Origin of the sequence: Brevibacterium gallinarum, from assembly GCF_014836885.1 — a bacterium.
GTDB lineage: Bacteria > Actinomycetota > Actinomycetes > Actinomycetales > Brevibacteriaceae > Brevibacterium > Brevibacterium gallinarum.
This window is the reverse complement of the sequence record NZ_JACSPY010000008.1, coordinates 26,330-45,980: the sequence shown is the minus strand read 5'-3', so window position 1 is coordinate 45,980 and position 19,651 is coordinate 26,330. Positions and strand designations below refer to the sequence as shown.

Genomic DNA, 19,651 nt, shown 5'->3' with positions numbered 1-19,651 from the left:
GATGTACGACGTCTCCGCCTTCGGCGAGACCCACGACCTGCCGGCACCTGCCGACCGCTTCCTCGACCGTGAGCTGTCGTGGCTGGCGTTCAACGAACGCGTCCTCGCCCTGGCTGCCGATGAGTCGATCCCGCTGCTGGAGCGGGTGAACTTCCTGTCGATCTTCGCCTCGAATCTCGACGAGTTCTTCATGGTCCGCGTCGCCGGGCTCAAACGCCGCATCGCCACCGGGCTCGCCGTCCCCTCCGTCACAGGTGCTCAGCCGCGGGCGGTGATGCGCTCGCTGGGCAAGCACACCCATGCCCTGATGGAACGCCACGCCGCCCTCTTCACCGAGGACATCGAACCGGCGCTCAGCCGCGAGGGCATCCGGCTCGTGCGCATAGATGAGCTCACCGGTGAGGAGCATGCGATCGTCGACGAGCTCTTCGACACCCAGGTGTTCCCGGTGCTCACCCCGCTGGCGGTCGACCCGGCCCACCCGTTCCCCTACATCTCCGGGCTCTCGCTCAACCTCGGGGTGCTGCTGCGCCACCCGCAGACCGGCAATGAGGTCTTCGCCCGCGTCAAGGTCCCGCAGTCGCTGCCGCGCTTCGTCGACGTCGCCGCCTCCAGCCGCACCCAGGGGGTCTCGCCCGAGGCGCCGGCCCGGTTCGTGGCGATGGAGGACATCATCGCCGCCAACCTCGACCGGCTGTTTGAAGGCATGGACGTCATCGGCCACTCGCTGTTCCGCGTCACCCGCAACGAGGACCTCGAAGTCGAAGAGGACGATGCCGAGAACCTCCTCAAGGCCCTGGAGAAGGAGCTGACCCGCCGCCGCTTCGGCCCGGCTGTCAGGCTCGAGGTCACCGAGGAGCTGCACCCGCGGGTGCGCCGCATCCTCGTCCAGGAGCTCGAGATCGACGAATCGGAGATCTACGAGCTGCCGCGTCCGCTCGACATGCGCGGCCTGAGCGAACTGGCGAAGATCTCCCGGGAGGACCTGCACTTCCCGCAGGCGGTTCCGGCGATGAACCGCTACCTGTCCCAAGCGGAGACGTCTGACCAGGTCGACATCTTCGAAGCAGTCAAGGAACGCGACATCCTCCTGCACCACCCCTACGATTCGTTCTCCACGAGCGTGCAGGCCTTCATCGAGCAGGCGGCCAACGACCCGAACGTGCTCGCGATCAAGCAGACGCTGTACCGCACCTCCGGTGACTCCCCCATCGTCGATGCGCTCGTCGACGCCGCCCAGGCCGGCAAGCAGGTGCTCGCCGTCGTCGAGATCAAGGCCCGCTTCGATGAGGAGGCCAACATCACGTGGGCGCGCAAACTCGAACGCGCCGGCGTGCACGTCGTCTACGGCATCGTCGGGCTCAAAACGCATGCCAAGATCTGCCTCGTCGTCCGGCAGGAGGCCACCGGTCTGGCCCGCTACTGCCATGTGGGCACCGGCAACTACCATCCGAAGACCGCCCGCCTGTATGAGGACTTCGGGCTGCTCACCTGCGACCCGGAGGTCGGCCAGGACCTGACGAAGCTGTTCAACCAGCTCTCCGGCTACGCCCCGCAGTCCGCATACACCCGCCTGCTCGTCGCCCCGACCCGGGTGCGCGAGGGACTGCTCGAGCTCATCCGCGCCGAGACCGCCCATGCCGAGGCCGGCCGGGAGGCCTCGATCCGGCTGAAGGTCAACTCGATCGTCGATGAGCGCATCATCGACGCGCTCTACCTCGCCAGCCGGGCCGGCGTGCGCATCCAGCTGTTCGTGCGCGGCATCTGCGCGATCCGTCCCGGCATCCCGGGCCTGAGCGAGAACATCGAGGTCCGTTCGATCCTCGGCCGCTACCTGGAACACTCCCGGGTGTTCGTGTTCTCCGGCGGCGGGGACACGGTGGCCTACATCGGCTCCTCCGACCTCATGCACCGCAACCTCGACCGCCGCGTCGAAGCGCTCGTCCGGCTGCGCGACCCCGAGCACATCGCCGAGGTCGACGGCCTGTTCGACCTCGCCTTCGACGACCGCACCGGTTCCTTCCACCTCGGCTCCGGTGGAATCTGGACGCGCGAGGCCAACGGCGAGGATCCGATCGACTACCAGGCCGAGCTCATCCGCCGGCACCACCGCAAGCGCGCGACCGCGCAGGCGTGAGCGCACCGTCATGAGAGGAGTGCCGTGAGTCCGACACCTGTCTCCACCGCCGGCGAATCCGCCCGGCTCAAGGCCGACGTGCTGGCCGGGGGCGCGGTGTGCTGGCGGGAGACGAGCGCCGGGCTGGAAGTGCTGCTCGTCCACCGCCCGAAGTACAACGACTGGTCGTGGCCCAAGGGCAAGGTCGAGAAGGGCGAGACGCTGCCCGAATGCGCCGTGCGCGAGGTCGAAGAGGAGACCGGGCTCAAGATCCACCTCGGGCTGCCGCTGCCGGCCGCCCGCTACACGGTCGGCAGGAACCTGCAGAAGCACGTCGCCTACTGGGCCGCCGAGGTGAGCGGAGAGGCGAAGCTCAAGCCGGCTGATCCGAAGGAGATCGACGACATCGGCTGGTTCTCCGTCGAGCGGGCCCGGCAGCTGCTGACGCTGTTCGCCGACCGGGAGCAGCTCGACAAGGTCGAGCACGCCCGCCAGACCGGGTCGCTGCGCGCCTGGCCGCTCATCATCGTCCGCCACGGCAAGGCCTTCCCGCGCGCCAAATGGCATGAGACCGAGCATGTGCGCCCGCTGCTGGCTGTCGGAACCCGGCAGGCGATGGCGCTGACGAACCTGCTTGGAGCCTGGGACCTGCAGAAGCTCGTCTCCAGTCCGTGGAAGCGGTGTGTCGCCACGCTCAAGCCGGTCGCAGCGGCGACGGGCTTTCGGATCAAGCGGGTTGCCGCACTGTCGGAGAAGGGCAACGCGGACTCGCCGAAGAAGACCGTCAAGGCGCTGACGAAGCTGCTGCACAAGGGCAGGCCGGTGGCGGTGTGCACGCACCGGCCGGTGCTGCCGACGGTGCTGGACTTCATCGCCGATCACGCCCCGAAGGGCCTGGCAGCGCACCTGCCGGACAGGGATCCGTACATGAATCCCGGTGAGATCCTCGTCGCCTATGTGCGTCCCGGTGAGGTGCCGCGCATCGTCGAGGTCGAACGCTACCGCCCGATCGACACATGACACGGCACATGAGCAGACCACCAGCCGCCGGCAGCGGCTGATGGGTCAGGCGGTCGCGTCAGGCGGTCGCATCAGGAGTACCCGCCTTCGTCCTCCCAGTTGTTCAGCCGCATGAGCTTCTCGCGTGCGTAGCGCCGCCGCACCCCGTAGCCTGCGACATCGTCTTCGGGGATGAACAGCGCACCGTAGAATTCGAGTGAGGCGCGCACCCGGCTCTTCTCGTCATCGGAGAGGTGACCCCGTCCGCTCTCGAACTCCTTCACCTGCTCCCGGGTCAGCCCCGCCTTCTCAGCGATCGTCGCCGCAGACACCTTTGTGAACGCGCGTGCAGCACGGGCAAGATCGCTGGTGAGAAACACCTTCCCAGTCATAGCCCTCTCCTCTCGCAAGGGTGGACTCTCCACTCTAGGCCACCGGTCTGTGAGCCGCCCGGCAGTCGCGAGCGTGCCGTCTGCCCCGCTGGGCGGAGACGCTGGAGAGCGCGGCGCGGAGGAGCATGACGGCGCAGCGAGCGGCGGCGCCGTGTGAAGCACGTCACTGCCTTTATCAAACTGTGAGCAAATAAGCATCGACTTCTGGGCGCGTTAACCGTTTGTTCACCTTCGGACTGCCTTGCCGTCACAGATCGCTCTTAGCTTTGAAGTGCACGTGGGGCGAGATGATGTCGAACGCCCTCCACTTTCAACGAAAGGCAACCCTGTGAAACTCAACCGCTTTGCCCCTGCGGCCATCCTCGCAGCCGGTGCGCTCACTCTCTCGGCCTGTGGCGGCTCCTCGGCAACCGGCGAAGAAGGCAACGGCGGCGGTGGCGGCGAGGGCAGCAATCTCTCAGGCACCCTCACCGGAATCGGCGCTTCCTCCCAGAAGGCCGCCATGGACGCCTGGATCGCTGACTTCACCAGCGAGAACTCCGACGCTCAGGTGCAGTACTCGCCGGACGGCTCCGGTGCCGGCCGCGAGCAGTTCCTCGGCGGCAATGCCCAGTTCGCCGGCTCGGACTCCTACCTCGATGAGGATGAGGTCGAGGCGGCCAAGGATGTCTGCGGACCTGACGGTGCCTACGAGTTCCCCGTCTACATCTCCCCGATCGCTGTCGCCTACAACCTCGAAGGTGTCGACGAGGTGAAGCTCTCGGCTGAGACCATCGCCAAGATCTTCAAGGGCGAGATCACCAAGTGGAACGACGAGGCGATCGCCTCGGAGAACGAGGGTGTCGAGCTGCCGGACGAGCAGATCACCCCGGTGCACCGCTCCGACGATTCGGGCACCACCGAGAACTTCACCGAGTACCTTGCCGACGCCGCCGGCGACACCTGGGACGAAGAGCCTGCTGACGCCTTCCCGTCGGCCTTCGGCGGCGAAGCCGCCCAGGGCACTGACGGCGTCGTCCAGACCGTCAACGACACCCCGGGCGCCATCGGCTACGCCGACGCCTCGGCTGTCGGCGACCTCGGCACCGTCCACGTCAAGGTCGGCGAAGAGTACGTCGAGTACACCCCGGAAGCCGCTGCCAAGGTCGTTGACGCCTCGGAGCCGGTTGAGGGACGCGGCGACGGCGACCTCGCCATCGACCTCAAGCGCGACACCACCGAGTCCGGCGCCTACCCGATCGTCCTCGTGTCGTACCACCTCGTGTGCTCGACCTACCAGGACCAGGAGACCGTCGACCTCGTCAAGGCCTGGGAGAACTTCGTCGTCTCCGAGGAGGGCCAGCAGTCGGCTGCCGAGTCGGCCGGTTCGGCCCCGATCTCCGAGGATCTGCGCTCGCAGATCACCGAAATCCTCGACACCATCGAGGTCAAGTCCTGACCTGGTCGGGAAGCTGCGCCTGCGCAGCTGACGTATCCTGAGGCGGTGTGCTGCTGACGCTTTCGGCAGCACACCGCTTCGGCGGGTTATTGAGACCCACACTATCGCCCACCTCACAGATTCTGACCGAGGAGACCTTCTTGGCCACCACCGCCCCGGAGAAGACACCCCCGGCGTCACAGCCGAAGGCCGTTGTCCGCGTCGGCGATGCCGTGTTCTCAACGGCAACCCTGGCCGCCGGCATCCTGATCCTGCTGATCCTCGCCGGCGTCGCACTGTTCCTTCTGTTCCAGTCCTGGCCGGTCCTCAAGGCGCAGGCAACCGACCCGGAGTCGATCACCGGCGGCGGATTCTTCGCCTACGTCTGGCCGCTCATCATCGGCACCCTGGTCTCCGCGTTCATCGCACTCCTCGTAGCCACGCCGTTCTCACTGGGCATCGCCCTGTTCACCACGCACATGGCCCCGCGCAAGCTCGCCCCGGTCCTCGGCTACACCATCGACCTGCTCGCCGCGATCCCCTCGGTCGTCTACGGCCTGTGGGGTCTCATGCTCGCCAGCCACCTCGTGCCGATCTACGCCTGGCTGGCCACGTACTTCGGCTGGATCCCGATCTTCGCCCCGACTGAGGACGGCGGCATCTCACAGACCGGGCGCACCATGCTCACCGCGTCACTGGTCCTGGCCATCATGATCCTGCCGATCATCACCTCCCTCATCCGCGAAGTGTTCCTGCAGACCCCGCGCCTGCAGGAGGAAGCCGCCCTGGCTCTGGGCGCGACCCGCTGGGAGATGATCCGGATGGCCGTGCTGCCCTTCGGCACCTCCGGCATCGCCTCGGCCATCATGCTCGGCCTCGGCCGCGCGCTCGGCGAGACCATGGCTGTGGCCATGATCCTGTCGTCTGGACTGCTGACCGCCTCGCTCGTGCAGGCCGGCAACCAGACGATCGCCTCGGAGATCGCGCAGAACTTCCCGGAGGCCGCAGGCCTGCGCCTGTCCGAACTCATCTCGATCGGCCTCGTGCTGTTCATCATCACGCTCATCGTCAACATGGCCGCCCGCGCCATCGTGGCCAAGACCTCGGTGAAGGGAAGCTGACATGCAGAAGTCGAACACCTCGCTGCAGCCTCAGACGCAGCAGCCGGCAGACCCCGGCACCCCGGCACCCCGGCAGAAGAAGCAGACCGCCATCGAGCTGAAGTCCAAGCAGCTGCCCAAGTGGGCGCCGTGGGGCGTCGCCGCCGCCGCGATCATCGCCGCCATCGCGCTGTCGTTCATCTTCACCGGAGGCTTCAATGTCCCCCTGGCAGCCCTGCTCGCCGGCGTCATCAACCTCGCCGTCATCTTCGCCTGGTCGTTCGCCGTCGAAGGTCAGCGCAAGGCCACCGACCGGGTGGCCACAACCCTGGTGACCTCCGCCTTCGCGATCGCCTGCATCCCGCTCATCTCGCTGCTGTGGACGGCTCTTGAGCGCGGCGGTCCGGTGCTGCTCGAGCACCCCTCGGTGCTCAACCGCACGATGCAGGGTATGAAGGGTGTGCTCGACCAGGAGTACGTCGCCGGTGAGGCGAGCCTGGCCGGCGGTTTCTACCACGCGATCGCCGGCACCATCCTCATCACGCTGGCCTCATGTGTCATCTCGATCCCGATCGGTGTGCTCACCGCGATCTACCTCGTCGAGTACGGCGGCCGGAATCCCCTGGCCCGCGGCATCACCTTCCTCGTCGACGTCATGACCGGCATCCCGTCGATCGTCGCCGGCCTGTTCGCGTTCTCGCTGTTCGGCACGATCGCCGCGATCGTCAATCCCGGTGCGGTCGGCTCTGCCAAGACCGGTATCGCCGCAGCGGTCGCACTCTCGGTGCTCATGATCCCGGTCGTGGTGCGCAACACCGAGGAGATCCTCCGGCTCGTGCCGATGGATCTGCGCGAGGCGACCTACGCGCTCGGTGTGCCGAAGTGGAAGACGATCGTGCGCATCGTCCTGCCGACGGCGATCTCGGGCATCCTGTCCGGCATCACCATCGCCATCGCACGTGTCATCGGCGAGACCGCACCGATCATGGTGACCGCAGGCTTTGCCAAGAACCTCAACTGGGACCTGCTCTCCGGCTGGATGTCGACGCTGCCCACCTACATCTACGACTCGCAGATGCGCCCGGTCTCACCCGGGGTGGCAGCAGCGGCCTCCAGTGAGCGCGCCTGGGCGGCAGCCCTCGTGCTCATCATCATCGTCATGCTGCTCAACCTCATCGCACGGCTCATCGCCAAGGCCCTCGCCCCCAAGGCCGGACGCTGACGGCTGCCTGGCAGCTGAAGAAAGGGAAAAACTCACTCATGTCCAAGCAGATCGACATCGAAGATCTCAACATCTACTACGGCGACTTCCTCGCCGTCGAGGGCATCAGCATGCACATCGAGCCGCGCTCGGTGACGGCCTTCATCGGCCCGTCCGGCTGCGGCAAGTCGACTGTGCTGCGCACCCTCAACCGGATGCACGAGGTCATCCCCGGCGCCTACACGCAGGGCAAGGTGCTCATGGACGGCCAGGACATCTACGCCCCCGGCGTCGACCCGGTCAACGTCCGCCGCGAGGTCGGCATGGTCTTCCAGCGCGCCAACCCGTTCCCGACGATGAGCATCAAGGAGAACGTGCTGGCCGGCGTGCGGCTGAACAACCGACGCCTGTCGAAGTCCGATGCCGACGATCTCGCCGAGCGCGCCCTGCGCGGAGCGAACCTGTGGAACGAGGTCAAGGACCGTCTCAACCTGCCCGGCTCGGGCCTGTCCGGTGGTCAGCAGCAGCGTCTGTGCATCGCCCGTGCGATCGCCGTCCAGCCCGAGGTGCTGCTGATGGACGAGCCGTGCTCGGCGCTCGACCCGATCTCGACGCTGGCGATCGAGGACCTCATCAACGAGCTCAAGGATGAGTACACCGTCGTCATCGTCACCCACAACATGCAGCAGGCCGCCCGCGTGTCCAACCGCACGGCGTTCTTCAACATCGCCGGCACCGGCAAGCCCGGCAAGCTCATCGAGTTCAACGACACCAACCAGATCTTCTCCAACCCGGACAAGGAGGAGACGCAGAACTACGTCTCCGGCCGCTTCGGCTGAGCCGCCGCTCTCCTCCCCCGCACACAGACGACCGTTCCCGAGGTGGTGCCCACCGCCTCGGGAACGGTCGTCTTGGCGTACGGTCCCGGCGGGTGCGCGTGGTCCCGGCCGCGTGCGGTCCCAGCTCCGTGTGGTCCCGGCGGCTGCGGGAGGTCAGTGCGCGCGGATCAGTGCAGCAGGTACAGCGGCACGGCGGCTGCCGCGCCGAGCAGGCCGGTGATGAACAGGGCGGTGGCGGCGACGGCGACGACCGGGATGAGGAAGCGGCCGCGCACATGGGGCCGGGGGGTGCCGAGCTCGGTGCCGATGTTGGAGGCGATGACGAGGTAGCTCATCGAGACCGGCAGGCGCAGCAGGAAGGCGGCGACGAAGAGGAAGCCGGCGGAGACGGCATCGGCGACGGTGGCCTTGACCGGCTCACCCATGGTGACCATGCGGACGCTGACGGTGCGCACCATCCGCCAGCCGCTGAAGAAGGTGCCCAGGCCCAGGGCGACGGCGATGAGGATGCGGACCGGCCAGTCGATGCCGAGCTCGTCGTGACTGATGCCGGCCGGGTCGGTGTGGGCGAGGATCGCGATCATCATGACGACGCCGACCTTCTGCGCGTCCTGCACGCCGTGGGCCAGGCCGAGGGAGGCGGAGAGCACGTTGTTGGCGAACCGGCTGTGGCGGAACAGCGGCTTGGGCGCGTGGCTGGCCAGGACGCGGGTGGTGATGCGGCTGGCGGCGTAGGCGATGACGAGCGCGACGACCGGGAGCAGGAAGACCGGGGCGATGAGCGTCCAGAACACCAGGCCGGCATCGGTGACGACCCCGAAGACCAGCGCTGCGCCGATGATGCCGCCGAACAGGCAGTGAGTCGAGGACACCGGCACAGCGACCAGGTAGGTGGTGATGTTCCAGACCAGGGCGGCGAACACCCCGGCCGCGAGCACGAGCAGGACGGTGTTCTCAACCGGCGGGAACTCGACGAGGGCCACGGCGACGCTTTCGGCCACCCCCTGGCCGAGCAGAGCCCCGATGAAGTTGAACACCGCCGCGACGATGAGTGCCAGGCGCGGGTGGACGGAACTGGAGGCCACGGCATTGCCGACGGACAGGCCGGCGTCATGGAAGCCGTTGACGAAGGCGTAGCCGATGGTGAGGACGATGACGACGGTGAACAGCACTTCGGAGGAGACGAGATCCACGTGAGGCCTAGGATTCCTTGAGCGCGATGGCGGCGGCGATGCGGCCGATGTCCTTGAAGGACGCCGATGCCTGCGTGAAGGCGAAGGCCAGCTGCATCGAGGCCGCGGTGTAGGTCAGGCCGCGGCGCGACAGCGGCACGGCGTCGGCGATCGACTGGCTCAAGGAGATGGCGCGCAGGTGCAGGCGGTCCATCGTCTCGACGTAGTCCCACTGGTCGTAGTGGCCCTGCAGCCGGCGGGTCATGCGCAGCGTCTGGTCGGACTGGTTCGACAGCACGGCGAGCATCTCCAGCACACCGGCCGGCAGCTCGTCGAAGACCTGGGAGGTCATCGCGAAGCTGATGGACTCCAGTTGGTAGCAGACCTCGCGCAGGCGGTCGGCGAGGGCGAAGATGTCGCCGCGGTCGAGCGGGGTGATGTAGTTCTCGCGCAGCTGCCGGGTGATCGACCCGAGTGCGGCGTCGGCCTGGTCGGTCAGCTCCTCCATGCGGGCACCGGCCTGCTGGCGGGCGTCAGCCGGGATGCCGGAGAGTTCGGCGAGGACGAGGTTGCAGCCCTGGATGAGCTCGGCGAGCTCGGTGCAGCGGGCGAAGAGCTGGGTATCCTGCGGTGTCCGTCTCAGGCGCACGCCGTCCTCCGGTGTCTGTCTCAGCGGGATCGTAGGGTGAGGGCCGGCAGCAGGACACGGGAGGACCGGTTGGTGCCGAAGTGTGGCGGTGCCGGACCGAGAGCGCCTCTCGGCGAGTGGCCGCTCGAAGCGGCAGATGTTGGAGCCCGGGGCTTCAGCGATCCGGCACCGTGCGCCCAGGATACAAGCTCGACCTGAATTGCCCAACCGAGGTGGCGGGCCTCACGTTCTATGATCGCGTGGGGGCTGTCGGTGCCTTATGAACCTTGAGCGAAGAAGGAGCTCAGGACTCCGGACGAACGCAGTCCCGAGGCTTCATACCGTGCCTGGACTCGCGCTGGTAGGCGCAGATTGCGCTTGGAGCATCACTTGCGAGGTTCTTGCTCCTGTCGCCCGATGTGACGGGTCTCGTCGCGAACGGGCGTTCTGCATCTGGTCTGGACTCTGCAGCCTCTGTCGCTGGTACTTGCCCATTATGAGGCTCGGGGTGCGCATCATGACGTTCGAGCTGCGCCGGCATCGCGGCGGGACCGGCGCGGAGCCCGGAACCGATCACGGCTCCGGGCTCCGCACTCATGCCTACAGCTCGCATAGTGTTTACGATGTCGACCTCACTTGCAGCCGTTATCCCGAACTACGTTGACTTTCGTTCTTTCCTGTAAGCCTCGATGCAGTTCCATGCAGATAGAATCGCGGCCACTGCGAATACATAGATCGGCAGAAATGAACCGAGCGGGCCGTTGCGGCCAAGAACCCATGCCGCAATAGCAATAAGCGCGCACGGAATCAGCATGAAGGCGAATCGCTTGAGGAATCTACCTTTCAGCGCTGCCGATGTGTGGATCGGAAGATCAAGGTCATTCATACGCACTTAATCTCCTTAATGGCATCTCCACCACTGGTGCCGGTGATGCGGAGCGTCTTCTTCTTTCCGCTGCAGATGCCGTTGCTACCTATGAATTCTGCAACTGAAACGCCTAACGCGCCGGCAAGGAACTTTCCAACTTTGCCCATCGGGCCGAGGGTGGCCAAAAGACCCGCAAGGGCTGCTTTGCCAGCAGTCTGAACGGCGGCTTGGTCGCGCTGGTTCAGGTAGATCACAGGCTCACCGTTCCTGTTCATCTTGCCACTCAGCGCCGGCTGCACTCCAGGCGCAGCTCCCGAGGTCGGTTTCGGCACTGTCAGACTGAGACCCTCTTCCAGATAGAAGATCGTCACGTCAAGGCCATCGATTCTAGCATCGGTGCTTTCGAATCCGGCATTTTTAATGTGTCGTAGACTTCTCCATGGGTTACCTCAGCATTTTCATCGGTCTCGGAACTACTTGGCGGTGGTGCACTATTCGCACGTGCAACGCCCCCAATTCCAATTGGTAGAGATAGAGCGACGGTAACTGCTATCACTCGAGTTGCAAACGAGGGGAATGTCATCGCTACTCCTGACCATATAGGGGATGTGGTGTGGATCACGTTAGCAAAATGCCGCGACACACGCAATTGGGCGATGCTCCATACATTCTTTGAGCACGTGGGGGTGCCGGTTCCTCGTGTACTTTGAGCGTGGAGCTCTCTTCCCAAAAGGTGAGATTCCGATGGCCGCGAGAAGGCAAGTGACAAACACGCCGTGTTCTGCTTCTGCGAAGGCCTCAGCCGGCAGTGCCCGTGATGAGCAGGCCGTATGCGTTGGGTACCGCATTCAGCACCCCAGATGTGCTACTTACTGGCGTCGATCAGTCGAGGCGGCCCTGGGTGTAGGCCCGTGCAGCGGCGGCGAGGTCGTCTGCAAGACGCTCGAAGTCCTCCGCGCCCGAGGTGTCGGCTGGGCTCTCGACCCGACGTCCCCGGGCGGTGACGGTGACGAAGGCTGCGGCTCGGGCCAGGGCGATGGCGTAGTCGCCGCGGAAGGCACCGGCGAGGATCTCATCGGCGGCCCGGGCCACCTCGTCGGGACCCGGCGGGGAGGCGATGCCGGCGATCACCTCGGGCGCGGTGCGACCGTCCCGGCCGGACGAGAACCAATCGGCGGCCTGCCGCGGGGAGCGGCGGATCCACTCGCGGACCGCGTAGAGCCTCCACAGCGAACCGGGCAGGCTGACAGCCGGGGCGCTGGCCCACACCTCGGCGATGGATTCCAAGCCGAACTCCTCGGCCAGGTGGACGAAGCGGGCGGTGGCGGCGTCGTCGCGGTCGGGAGCAGTGCTGGAGTCGCGGTGCGGGGAGATGAGCAGGGCAGCCGTCGAGTGCGCGAGCTCGGTGCGCGCGGCAGGGTCAGGGGCGGTGTCGAGCGGATCCATATCCGGCATCGGCACGGGCTTGTGAAAACGAGGCTGTGGCACGCCGCCCAGTCTACGCCGGCAGGCAAGGCGCCCTGCGTCTTCACCCTCACCGGCCTCCCAGCCAGCGGGCATAGAATGCGGCCATGGCCAACAGTGCGAAAGTCCAGACCGGTCTCAAGACTGCCACCAAGTTCGCGTTCACCAAGGACGGCGAGCTCAAGCCGCACGCCGAGGGCACCGTGCGCCGACTGCTTGCCGTGCAGCGTCCTGCCGTACTCGCCTATCTGCGGATGCTGCGGCGCAAGCACCCGGACGCCTCCCCGGCGGAGATCGCCGACATCGTCCGCAAGCACTACCTGTGGGCAGCCACCGGCGGAGGTGCTGCAGTCGGTGCGACTGCCGTGGTGCCCGGGCTCGGGACGCTGGCTGCCGCTGGTGTCGCGGCTGTGGAGACGGCCGGGTTCCTCGAAGCCTCGGCACTGTATGCGCAGGCGATCACCGAGCTGCACGGGCTGCCGGTGCGCGATCCGCAGCGTGCGAACGCCCTCGTGATGGGACTCATGCTCGGCAACGCCGGCAAGGACCTGGTGAAGAAGTTCTCCGCCCAGGCCGCAGGTGAGGGCCCGGCCCTGACCTCGCATTGGGGGCCGATGGTCGCCAAGCAGATCCCGGCGCAGATGATGGACACGCTGACGAAGCGGATGCGCAAGACGATGATGCGCAAGTACGCGGCGCGCACCGGCGGTTCGTTCGTCGGCCGGCTCATGCCTTTCGGCGTCGGCGCCGTCATCGGGGGTGTCGTCAACCACCAGATGGCGCGCACCGTCATCCGGCATTCGCAGTCGGCCTTCGATCCGTTCCCCGGCGGCTTCAGCCCGGATCTCGACCCGAAGGTCAGCACGCCGAAGGCAGATGCCGACCTCATGGGCGGGCTCAAGCACCTCATCCGGCTGCTGCAGCTGCGCAAGTCGAAGGGCGAGGTCATCCCCGGTGAGGTCATCGACCCGGTGAGTGCCGACAACGAGATCGTCGTCCACGACGGTTCGGACAACGGCGACGGTGAGGCACCGCGGACCTACGAGACCGGCGGCACCGGTTCCGGCAGCCGGTGGGGTAAGAAGAAGGACAGGAAGGCCGGCAGGAAGCGCGGCTTCAAGCTCTGGGACGCTGACCCGCGACTCTGACCGTCAACGACCTGCCCTGAGTTGGGCACCGGCCTGGCAGCAGACTACAATCATTCTGCGGGCCTCTAGCTCAGTTGGTAGAGCAACGGACTTTTAATCCGTGGGTCGTGGGTTCGATCCCCACGGGGCCCACCAGAAGGTCGCCGTTCCAACCGGCGACCTTTTCGGTTTCGTAGACGCGATCGAACGCGGTCTGGATCAGCTCTCACGGGGTCGGGATCGGGACCCTGCGTGGGGACTCGCCGCGGACCCGAAGAAGCTCGTCTTGGAGTCCTCATCTCGGTCTTGGCAGGTCGAGGCGCAGGACTCCCGCCGCATCGATTGGCCGGGCCCGAGGTGCCGGGACAGTTGGTCTCACGGTTGCACCCGGGCGCCTCCGCGTGTACCCCATCCCGTATTCTCGAATGGATGAGCGTCGGTCTGTCGGTCACGTGCCACCGACAATGCACGACGCTCGTGTCTCCCGCCCTCGCGCAGCTCAGCCGCTGCCCTGCACAGAAGACCGATGCCCATGTCTGCACGCCGTCCCATGTCATCAGGATCCTTCCGTTCGACACCGAAGTCGTCCACGGGAACCAAACGGCGAAGCCGCCGATTCTGGATCGCTGTGGTGAGCGCATGCGCGATTGCTGTCATCGGCGCCTTCACCGACTCCGGAGCCGACGAACCGAACGCCACTGTCGCGACGGAGGCCACTGCCGAGGCGACCACCGCCTCGGTTCCGGCAGCCCAGACTCCTACCCCGGCCGGCACCTCGGCATCGCCGACCCCGTCAGAGACTCCGCTGCCGGAGGCGAAGGCCGGCACCGCTCTGGCGATGCTGGCCGAGCTGGAGGTCAAGGGCCGGGCACCGAAGACCGGTTATGACCGTGAATTCTTCGGCTGGCGAAACGACACCGACCGCAACGGCTGCGACACCCGCAATGATGTGCTGCGCCGCGACCTTCGCGGCATCACGCTGCGCCGTTCCGGGTGTGTTGTGCTCGGCGGGACGCTGAGCTCGAAGTTCTCCGGGGAGACATTCGACTTCATCCGCGGTGACGGCAACAACATCGACATCGATCACATCGTGTCGCTGTCGAACGCCTGGCAGACCGGCGCGCAGTCATTCGATGCTTCGACTGCGGTGGAGTTCGGTAATGATCCGCTGAATCTGCTCGCCGTCGAGTCTCGGCTCAATGCGCAGAAGGGCGACTCGGATGCGGCCACCTGGCTGCCACCGCACAAACCGTATCGCTGCGAGTACGTCGCCCGGCAGATCGCGGTCAAGCACAAGTACGAGCTGTGGGTCGTGCCGCCGGAGAAGGAGGCGATGATCCGCGTGCTGTCCGCATGCAACGATGAGCCGGCCTTCGCCTCGGCAGCCGAGTGGCCGAGCGCGCACGGCGGCGACGTCGACGGATACGCAGAGGCGCCGGGGACGAAGGCGCGTTCCCAGCAGGGTTCGAGCGGTTCCGGTGGATCCGGCGGGTCAGGTGCCGGCAGCGGAAAGTCGAAGGGCTCAGGGTCCGGCAGCGGCAGGTCGTCTGGCAGCGGGTCCGGCAGCGGGTCGTCCGGCGGCGGGTCCGGCCCGGGCTCAGGCCCCGGCGGTGCCTATAAGAACTGCACCGAAGCGCGTGATCGCGGCGGGGCGCCGGTGCACGTCGGGGAGCCGGGCTACGGCTCGCACCTCGACCGCGACGGTGACGGCATCGGCTGCGAGTGACCCGATTTCACCGGCGCACGGCCGCTCCCCCGGCGAGCGCGCCGAGGCCCAGGCCGATGTCGAAGCAGATGTTCCACAGCGCACTGGCGCGCTCGGTCTCCTGCGGGGTGTCCGCGCGGCTCATCATGATCGTCAGGGCCGCCGCCTGCGCAGCACCGGCGGAGAGCCCGATGAGCGCAGCGAAGCCGAGCAGCAGCACCGGTGACGGTGACAGGAAGAATCCCGCGGTCACGCCGATGAGCACGAGCAGTGAGACCGCCCCGGTGCCCATGGCCGACCAGCGGTCGCAGCCGAATCCGCCGGCCAGCCGCCCGAAGGACAGGAACACCTGGATGAGGAACGCCGAGCCGACGAGCACCCACAGGCTCGCACCTGCCGAGAGTTCGCCGAGCGCGGTCAGGGTCGCGGCGTAGAGGGTCACCGCGACGAGGTGCCCGCCGGCACTGGCCGCGACAGCTCCGCGCCCGTGCACAGGGACGGTGCCGCCGTCGAGACAGACGGCCAGCACCTCGGAGTCGCCCGGCCCCGAGGTGGTTGCCGACCCCGAGGTGGTTGCCGCATCTGAGGCGGGGGCCGCATCCGAGGCGGTGGTCGCCTCGGTGCGCCTGCGGGCGATGATCGCCGCGGCAATCGCCACGAGCGCAAGGCCGGCGGCGGTGAAAGCGACCCCGGTCATCCCGAAGCGGGCGGCGGCCAGCAGCCCGGCTGGTGCTCCGAAGGCCCCGCCGAAGGATGAGCCGAAGCCGTAGCTGCCCAGCGCCCGGCCGAGGCGTTCGGGGCTCGCGTTCTCCTTGACCCATGCGGTGCTCGTGACGACGAAGAGGCCGAATCCGGCTGCCTGCAGCAGCGGCCCGGGCCAGTGTCCGGCCAGCGGCAGCCCGGCTGCCCCGAGTGCCATCGCAGCCAGCGTGGTGATCGCGATCGCACGCCGGTTGCGCATCCAGCGTCCGGCGATGAGCACGACCGGCTGGGCCGCTACGACGACAAGCATGAAGATCGCCACCCGCACTCCGGCTGACGGGGTGGCGCCGGCGAAGATGACCGGGGCCGCGACGTAGAAGGAGTAGTAGGCAGCGAAGGCCGCCCCGGCGGACACCGCGATCCAGCGGGTGGAGTCGGCCGGGACGGGGTTGGTCAACGACAGCTCGGTGCCGTCACCTGCGGGAGCCGATGATGGTCAGCAGCCCGCCGATGATGGCGGCGTTCTTGGAGAACTGCAGCTGTTGGGCGGCGCGCTTGTCCGGTTCGGTCTCGTTCCAGAAGTCATGCCCGGCGATCGTGGTCGGCACAAGGGAGGCCAGCAGCACAGCTGCTGAGGCCTTCGGCAGCACACCGAGGCCGAGCGCGGTGCCGGCAGCTGCCTGAACGATGCCGTTGAGGCGGACGACGAGTTCGTCGTTCTCCGGGATCACCGGAACGTACTCACGCAGCGTGTTGATGGTGGCCGCGGCCTTGTCGGGCCGGCCGGCAGGGTTCTTCGCGGCGTTGATGCCACCGGTGATGAAGATCGGGGCCAGGGCCAGACGGCCGCTCATGCGGACGAGAGTGGAGAGCATTGCTACCTCGATTCGTTCAGCTGTCGTTTCTTGGATGCGGACTGCGCTCTTCACTCTACGCCTTCGCACTGTCACCGAAATGCGCGCGTGTGCCGTCGTGGTCGAACACCGACAGGATCTCCACCGGCCCGCCCTCGGCGCACAGGGCGTGGGGTTCGCGGGTGTCGAACTCGGCTGCCTCACCAGGGCTGATGAGCAGCACCCGGGACCCCAGATGCAGGCGCAGGGTGCCGGAGAGCACTGTGAGCCACTCGTAGCCCAGATGCACGCGCAGCCGGACCTGCCCATCGGCACCGTCACAGGCAGTGGGCTCGATGCGGACCTTGACGACAGTGAAGCCGTGCAGCGATCCCTCCCGGGAGAGCACCGAGTGGGTCCGCCCCGGTGCTGTCTGAGGTTCGGGACGGATGACGATGTCGGCATCGTCAGCGGACTCGACGAGCTGATCGACGCTGACTTCGAAGGCCCGAGCCAGCGCGACGAGCTGATCGAGGGCCAGGCGCCTGCGGCCGGTCTCGATCCGGCTCAGCGTCGAGGGGCTCATCGCGCACCGGGCGGCCAGGGATTCGAGCGACCAGCCTTTCGCCTGCCGCAGCCCGCGGATCCGCAGCCGGGCGATGGTCTCGGCATCGAGTTCGTGCGTCATAGGCAAAAGTGTATGCCCGGTGCGCACACCGCTCCTAGGCTGTCAGCATCCGGCCGGTCCCTCCGGCCAGCACATCGAAGGAGACACCATGTCCACACCCACGCACCCCTCGACCTCCGCCTCCACCGCCCAGCCTGTCGACGCCGTCGACGTCGTCATCGTCGGCGGCGGGCCGACCGGGCTGGCGGCTGCGATCGCATTGGCCCGCTCACTGCGCTCGGTGCTCGTCATCGACTCCGGCACACCGCGCAACGCCGGCAGCGCTCATGCGCACAACGTCCTCGGGCAAGAGGGCATCGACCCCACCGCGCTGCTCGCCGCTGGCCGCCAGGAGGCTGCCGGCTACGGAGTCCGGTTCGCCAGCGCAGAGGCGACACACGCCGCCTCGGGAGCGGAGGGCGTCACCCTCGACCTCGCCGATGGCGAGCGGATCCACGCCCGTGCGCTGCTGCTGGCCACCGGTGTTCGCGACCGGCTGCCGGAGATTCCCGGGCTTGCCGATGCTTGGGGTGGCAGCGTGCTGCATTGCCCGTACTGCCACGGCTACGAGGTGCGCAGCCAGCGCATCGGGGTGCTGGCGACCTCGCCGATGAGTGCGCATCAGGCGCTGCTGTTCCGGCAGCTGAGTGAGGATGTCACCGTGTTCCTGCACGCCGGGCCCGAGGTGCTCGGCGCCGAGGCGCAGCTGCTCAATGCACGTGGCGTCCGGTTGGTCGACGCGCAGGTGAGCGCGGTGCTCACCGACTCCAGCCGCACCGACGGTCGCCCCGTGCAGGAGGACCGAGCGCAGGAAGATCGGGCGCAGGAGGGCCGTTCGCAGGAAGGCCGAGCGCAGGTGACGGGAGTGCAGCTGGCAGACGGGTCGGTGCACGCCCTCGATGTGCTCGTCGTGGCTCCGGTCAGCGAGCCGCGGGCCGAGCTGTTCGAACAGCTCGGAGGCACGCTGGCGGAGCACCCGGCCGGGCGGTTCATCCCGGTCGGGCCGATGTTCGACACCGGCATCCGGCACGTGTGGGCCGCGGGCAACATCACCGATCTGCGTGCCATGGTCGTCTCGTCTGCGGGAGCCGGCATCAGTGCGGCCGCAGCGATCAACGCCTCCCTGGCCACGGCTGAGGCACACGCGGCGCTGGCAGCACAGCCGGCTGGCTGATCCGCTTCGACCGACGCCTCGTATCGCCGGATTCCCGGTGAAAAGCACGCGTCCTCTCGAACTTGCCGTTGTCACGGGTTACGGTGCTGTCATGACCGGACACAGGAGTCCCTGGGAGCAGTTCGCGCATGACCCGCGCCGCAATCCCGATCTGCGGGCCTCGACTGCCGACCGCTCGACGGTCTGCGACTTCCTCGCCGAGGCCTACGCTGATGGGCGCCTCGACCGCGAGGAGTTCGAGGAGCGCACCGATGCCGCCAATGCGGCCAAGACCCTCGGGCAGCTGCCGCCGCTGCTGTCCGATCTCGCCCCAGATGTCGACCCGCAGAAGTCGGCGCTGACCGACCTCAACAAGGACATTCCACTCACTCGCGAGGAGATCGACGCGGCAGCGCTCGAGCACTACCGGTCCCAGCGGCGCAAGGCGCTCCTGGGGATCGTCGCAGGCCCGGTCGGCATCTGCGTGGCGATCTGGGCCTTCACCTCGATCGTCTCCGGAACGGTCATCTGGTTCTGGCCGCTGTTCGTCATCCTCGGCACCGGTCTGGGCTCATTCGGCGTCCTCGCCCGTCGTGACGAGATCATCGACGCCAAACGCGTCAAGCTCACTGAGCAGGCCCGCCGGCAACTCGAAGGCGCCGGCCGGGCACCGCAGCCCGAGCTCCGGGAATCCGATCCTGACGAGGACGCGGACGCCGATCACCGCACCGGCTCAGACCGCTGAGCCAGCGCGGCCGGAACTGCGGATCAGTCCTCGGAGTCGGTAAGCCCGAGCCGGGTGAGGAACTGCTCGAAGGTGCCCGCACCCAGACCGGGGATTGCGGTATAGGCAGCCTCGAGCTCCTCACGGGAGTGGGCGGCCGCATCAGCTGCAGTCGATACACGCGGGTCGAGGTTGGCGAACGTCATCGCGACACCCATGAGCGCTTCGCTCTTGAGCCGGCCGACCATCATGTCCTCGCCCATCACCTCGCGCACGGGCGCCTCGCCGAGGTTGATGAGCGCCTGCAGGTCATCGCCGACGTTCGGGTAGGTCTCGTGGAACGTCTCCAGCCGGTGCACGACATCCGTATCCGCATCCGGGGCGCGGTCGGCAGGTGTCGTGGCGAAGACAGCTTCGAGCAGGGCGAAGCCGATGCCGGCCTGACCCTGAGCCGCTGAACTGTTGTCGGTGGTCATGGGAACTCCCTTGTCCGTGACGTCCGTGTCCCAACCATCGTAGCCCGGCGGCACTCCGCGATCTGGGG

At 67.2% G+C, this 19,651-nt stretch carries 20 protein-coding genes and 1 tRNA gene; 11 read left to right on the top strand and 10 right to left on the bottom strand.

The window, feature by feature from the left end; translation table 11 throughout:
- Position 1 precedes the first annotated feature (1 nt).
- A complete protein-coding gene (locus H9634_RS09290; RefSeq protein ID WP_191726397.1) occupies positions 2-2,137 on the top strand; it encodes an RNA degradosome polyphosphate kinase in 2,136 nt (711 codons plus the stop codon).
- A gap of 24 nt (positions 2,138-2,161) precedes the next feature.
- Positions 2,162-3,136 carry an NUDIX hydrolase gene (locus H9634_RS09285; RefSeq protein ID WP_191726396.1) on the top strand — a complete coding sequence of 325 codons (975 nt, stop codon included), beginning with the start codon at positions 2,162-2,164 and terminating at the stop codon, positions 3,134-3,136.
- A gap of 71 nt (positions 3,137-3,207) precedes the next feature.
- Here the strand turns inward: H9634_RS09285 and H9634_RS09280 are convergent, their stop codons facing one another.
- On the bottom strand, positions 3,208-3,507 hold the full coding sequence (locus H9634_RS09280) for a hypothetical protein (RefSeq protein ID WP_191726395.1): 300 nt from the start codon (positions 3,505-3,507) through the stop codon (positions 3,208-3,210).
- A gap of 328 nt (positions 3,508-3,835) precedes the next feature.
- On the opposite strand from H9634_RS09280, the gene pstS reads away from it, so the two are divergent.
- The 4 genes from pstS (at position 3,836) to pstB (ending at position 8,064) form a co-directional block, all read left to right on the top strand.
- Positions 3,836-4,945: a phosphate ABC transporter substrate-binding protein PstS gene (gene pstS, locus H9634_RS09275; protein ID WP_191726394.1), complete on the top strand. Its 1,110-nt coding sequence runs from the start codon at positions 3,836-3,838 to the stop codon at positions 4,943-4,945.
- A 140-nt stretch (positions 4,946-5,085) separates the two neighbouring features.
- On the top strand, positions 5,086-6,045 hold the full coding sequence (pstC, locus tag H9634_RS09270) for a phosphate ABC transporter permease subunit PstC (protein WP_225210784.1): 960 nt from the start codon (positions 5,086-5,088) through the stop codon (positions 6,043-6,045).
- A gap of 1 nt (position 6,046) precedes the next feature.
- Complete coding sequence (pstA, locus tag H9634_RS09265) at positions 6,047-7,246, top strand: phosphate ABC transporter permease PstA (RefSeq protein WP_191726393.1); 1,200 nt, start codon at positions 6,047-6,049, stop codon at positions 7,244-7,246.
- 38 nt (positions 7,247-7,284) lie between these two features.
- The gene (pstB, locus tag H9634_RS09260) at positions 7,285-8,064 is read left to right on the top strand and encodes a phosphate ABC transporter ATP-binding protein PstB (RefSeq protein ID WP_175293819.1); all 780 of its coding nucleotides are present in this window, start codon (positions 7,285-7,287) and stop codon (positions 8,062-8,064) included.
- A gap of 167 nt (positions 8,065-8,231) precedes the next feature.
- Here pstB and H9634_RS09255 read toward each other — a convergent pair whose 3' ends face one another.
- The 5 genes from H9634_RS09255 to H9634_RS09235 all read right to left on the bottom strand — a co-directional run bounded on the left by H9634_RS09255 (position 8,232) and on the right by H9634_RS09235 (position 12,220).
- On the bottom strand, positions 8,232-9,257 hold the full coding sequence (locus H9634_RS09255; protein ID WP_191726392.1) for an inorganic phosphate transporter: 1,026 nt from the start codon (positions 9,255-9,257) through the stop codon (positions 8,232-8,234).
- Positions 9,258-9,264: 7 nt separating this feature from the next.
- The gene (locus H9634_RS09250) at positions 9,265-9,885 is read right to left on the bottom strand and encodes a DUF47 family protein (RefSeq protein WP_175293817.1); all 621 of its coding nucleotides are present in this window, start codon (positions 9,883-9,885) and stop codon (positions 9,265-9,267) included.
- 634 nt (positions 9,886-10,519) lie between these two features.
- The gene (locus H9634_RS09245) at positions 10,520-10,750 is read right to left on the bottom strand and encodes a hypothetical protein (protein ID WP_191726391.1); all 231 of its coding nucleotides are present in this window, start codon (positions 10,748-10,750) and stop codon (positions 10,520-10,522) included.
- Entirely contained in the window at positions 10,747-11,103 is a 357-nt protein-coding gene (locus tag H9634_RS09240) for a hypothetical protein (protein ID WP_191726390.1), read from the bottom strand. The genes H9634_RS09245 and H9634_RS09240 overlap by 4 nt, the downstream gene beginning before the upstream one ends.
- Positions 11,104-11,614: 511 nt before the next feature.
- Positions 11,615-12,220, bottom strand: a complete 606-nt coding sequence (locus tag H9634_RS09235; RefSeq protein WP_318245059.1) for a hypothetical protein — start codon at positions 12,218-12,220, stop codon at positions 11,615-11,617.
- Positions 12,221-12,303: 83 nt separating this feature from the next.
- Between H9634_RS09235 and H9634_RS09230 the strand changes: the two genes are divergently transcribed.
- From H9634_RS09230 to H9634_RS09220, 3 genes are all read left to right on the top strand, one after another.
- Entirely contained in the window at positions 12,304-13,344 is a 1,041-nt protein-coding gene (locus tag H9634_RS09230; protein ID WP_191726389.1) for a hypothetical protein, read from the top strand.
- Positions 13,345-13,403: 59 nt separating this feature from the next.
- Positions 13,404-13,479: transfer RNA gene (locus H9634_RS09225), tRNA-Lys, on the top strand.
- Positions 13,480-13,954: 475 nt separating this feature from the next.
- Positions 13,955-15,049, top strand: coding sequence for a GmrSD restriction endonuclease domain-containing protein (locus tag H9634_RS09220; RefSeq protein ID WP_318245058.1), 1,095 nt, complete (start codon positions 13,955-13,957; stop codon positions 15,047-15,049).
- A gap of 7 nt (positions 15,050-15,056) precedes the next feature.
- Here H9634_RS09220 and H9634_RS09215 read toward each other — a convergent pair whose 3' ends face one another.
- The 3 genes from H9634_RS09215 to H9634_RS09205 form a co-directional block, all read right to left on the bottom strand.
- On the bottom strand, positions 15,057-16,187 hold the full coding sequence (locus H9634_RS09215; RefSeq protein WP_191726388.1) for an MFS transporter: 1,131 nt from the start codon (positions 16,185-16,187) through the stop codon (positions 15,057-15,059).
- A 16-nt stretch (positions 16,188-16,203) separates the two neighbouring features.
- Complete coding sequence (locus H9634_RS09210) at positions 16,204-16,584, bottom strand: DoxX family protein (protein WP_225210783.1); 381 nt, start codon at positions 16,582-16,584, stop codon at positions 16,204-16,206.
- Between the two features lie 76 nt (positions 16,585-16,660).
- Positions 16,661-17,251 carry a helix-turn-helix domain-containing protein gene (locus tag H9634_RS09205; protein ID WP_191726386.1) on the bottom strand — a complete coding sequence of 197 codons (591 nt, stop codon included), beginning with the start codon at positions 17,249-17,251 and terminating at the stop codon, positions 16,661-16,663.
- A gap of 88 nt (positions 17,252-17,339) precedes the next feature.
- On the opposite strand from H9634_RS09205, the gene H9634_RS09200 reads away from it, so the two are divergent.
- On the top strand, positions 17,340-18,404 hold the full coding sequence (locus H9634_RS09200; protein ID WP_191726385.1) for an NAD(P)/FAD-dependent oxidoreductase: 1,065 nt from the start codon (positions 17,340-17,342) through the stop codon (positions 18,402-18,404).
- 91 nt (positions 18,405-18,495) lie between these two features.
- Entirely contained in the window at positions 18,496-19,128 is a 633-nt protein-coding gene (locus H9634_RS09195) for a DUF1707 SHOCT-like domain-containing protein (protein ID WP_191726384.1), read from the top strand.
- Between the two features lie 23 nt (positions 19,129-19,151).
- Here the strand turns inward: H9634_RS09195 and H9634_RS09190 are convergent, their stop codons facing one another.
- Positions 19,152-19,583, bottom strand: a complete 432-nt coding sequence (locus tag H9634_RS09190; protein ID WP_191726383.1) for a hypothetical protein — start codon at positions 19,581-19,583, stop codon at positions 19,152-19,154.
- Positions 19,584-19,651 lie beyond the last annotated feature (68 nt).

Coding starts and splice junctions, on each gene's coding strand:
- H9634_RS09290 (WP_191726397.1), top strand. CDS start 2: ATGTACGACGTCTCCGCCTTCGGCGAGACCCACGACCTGCCGGCACCT.
- H9634_RS09280 (WP_191726395.1), bottom strand. CDS start 3,507: ATGACTGGGAAGGTGTTTCTCACCAGCGATCTTGCCCGTGCTGCACGC.
- pstA (WP_191726393.1), top strand. CDS start 6,047: ATGCAGAAGTCGAACACCTCGCTGCAGCCTCAGACGCAGCAGCCGGCA.
- pstB (WP_175293819.1), top strand. CDS start 7,285: ATGTCCAAGCAGATCGACATCGAAGATCTCAACATCTACTACGGCGAC.
- H9634_RS09245 (WP_191726391.1), bottom strand. CDS start 10,750: ATGAATGACCTTGATCTTCCGATCCACACATCGGCAGCGCTGAAAGGT.
- H9634_RS09230 (WP_191726389.1), top strand. CDS start 12,304: ATGGCCAACAGTGCGAAAGTCCAGACCGGTCTCAAGACTGCCACCAAG.
- H9634_RS09210 (WP_225210783.1), bottom strand. CDS start 16,584: ATGAGCGGCCGTCTGGCCCTGGCCCCGATCTTCATCACCGGTGGCATC.
- H9634_RS09205 (WP_191726386.1), bottom strand. CDS start 17,251: ATGACGCACGAACTCGATGCCGAGACCATCGCCCGGCTGCGGATCCGC.
- H9634_RS09200 (WP_191726385.1), top strand. CDS start 17,340: ATGTCCACACCCACGCACCCCTCGACCTCCGCCTCCACCGCCCAGCCT.
- H9634_RS09195 (WP_191726384.1), top strand. CDS start 18,496: ATGACCGGACACAGGAGTCCCTGGGAGCAGTTCGCGCATGACCCGCGC.
- H9634_RS09190 (WP_191726383.1), bottom strand. CDS start 19,583: ATGACCACCGACAACAGTTCAGCGGCTCAGGGTCAGGCCGGCATCGGC.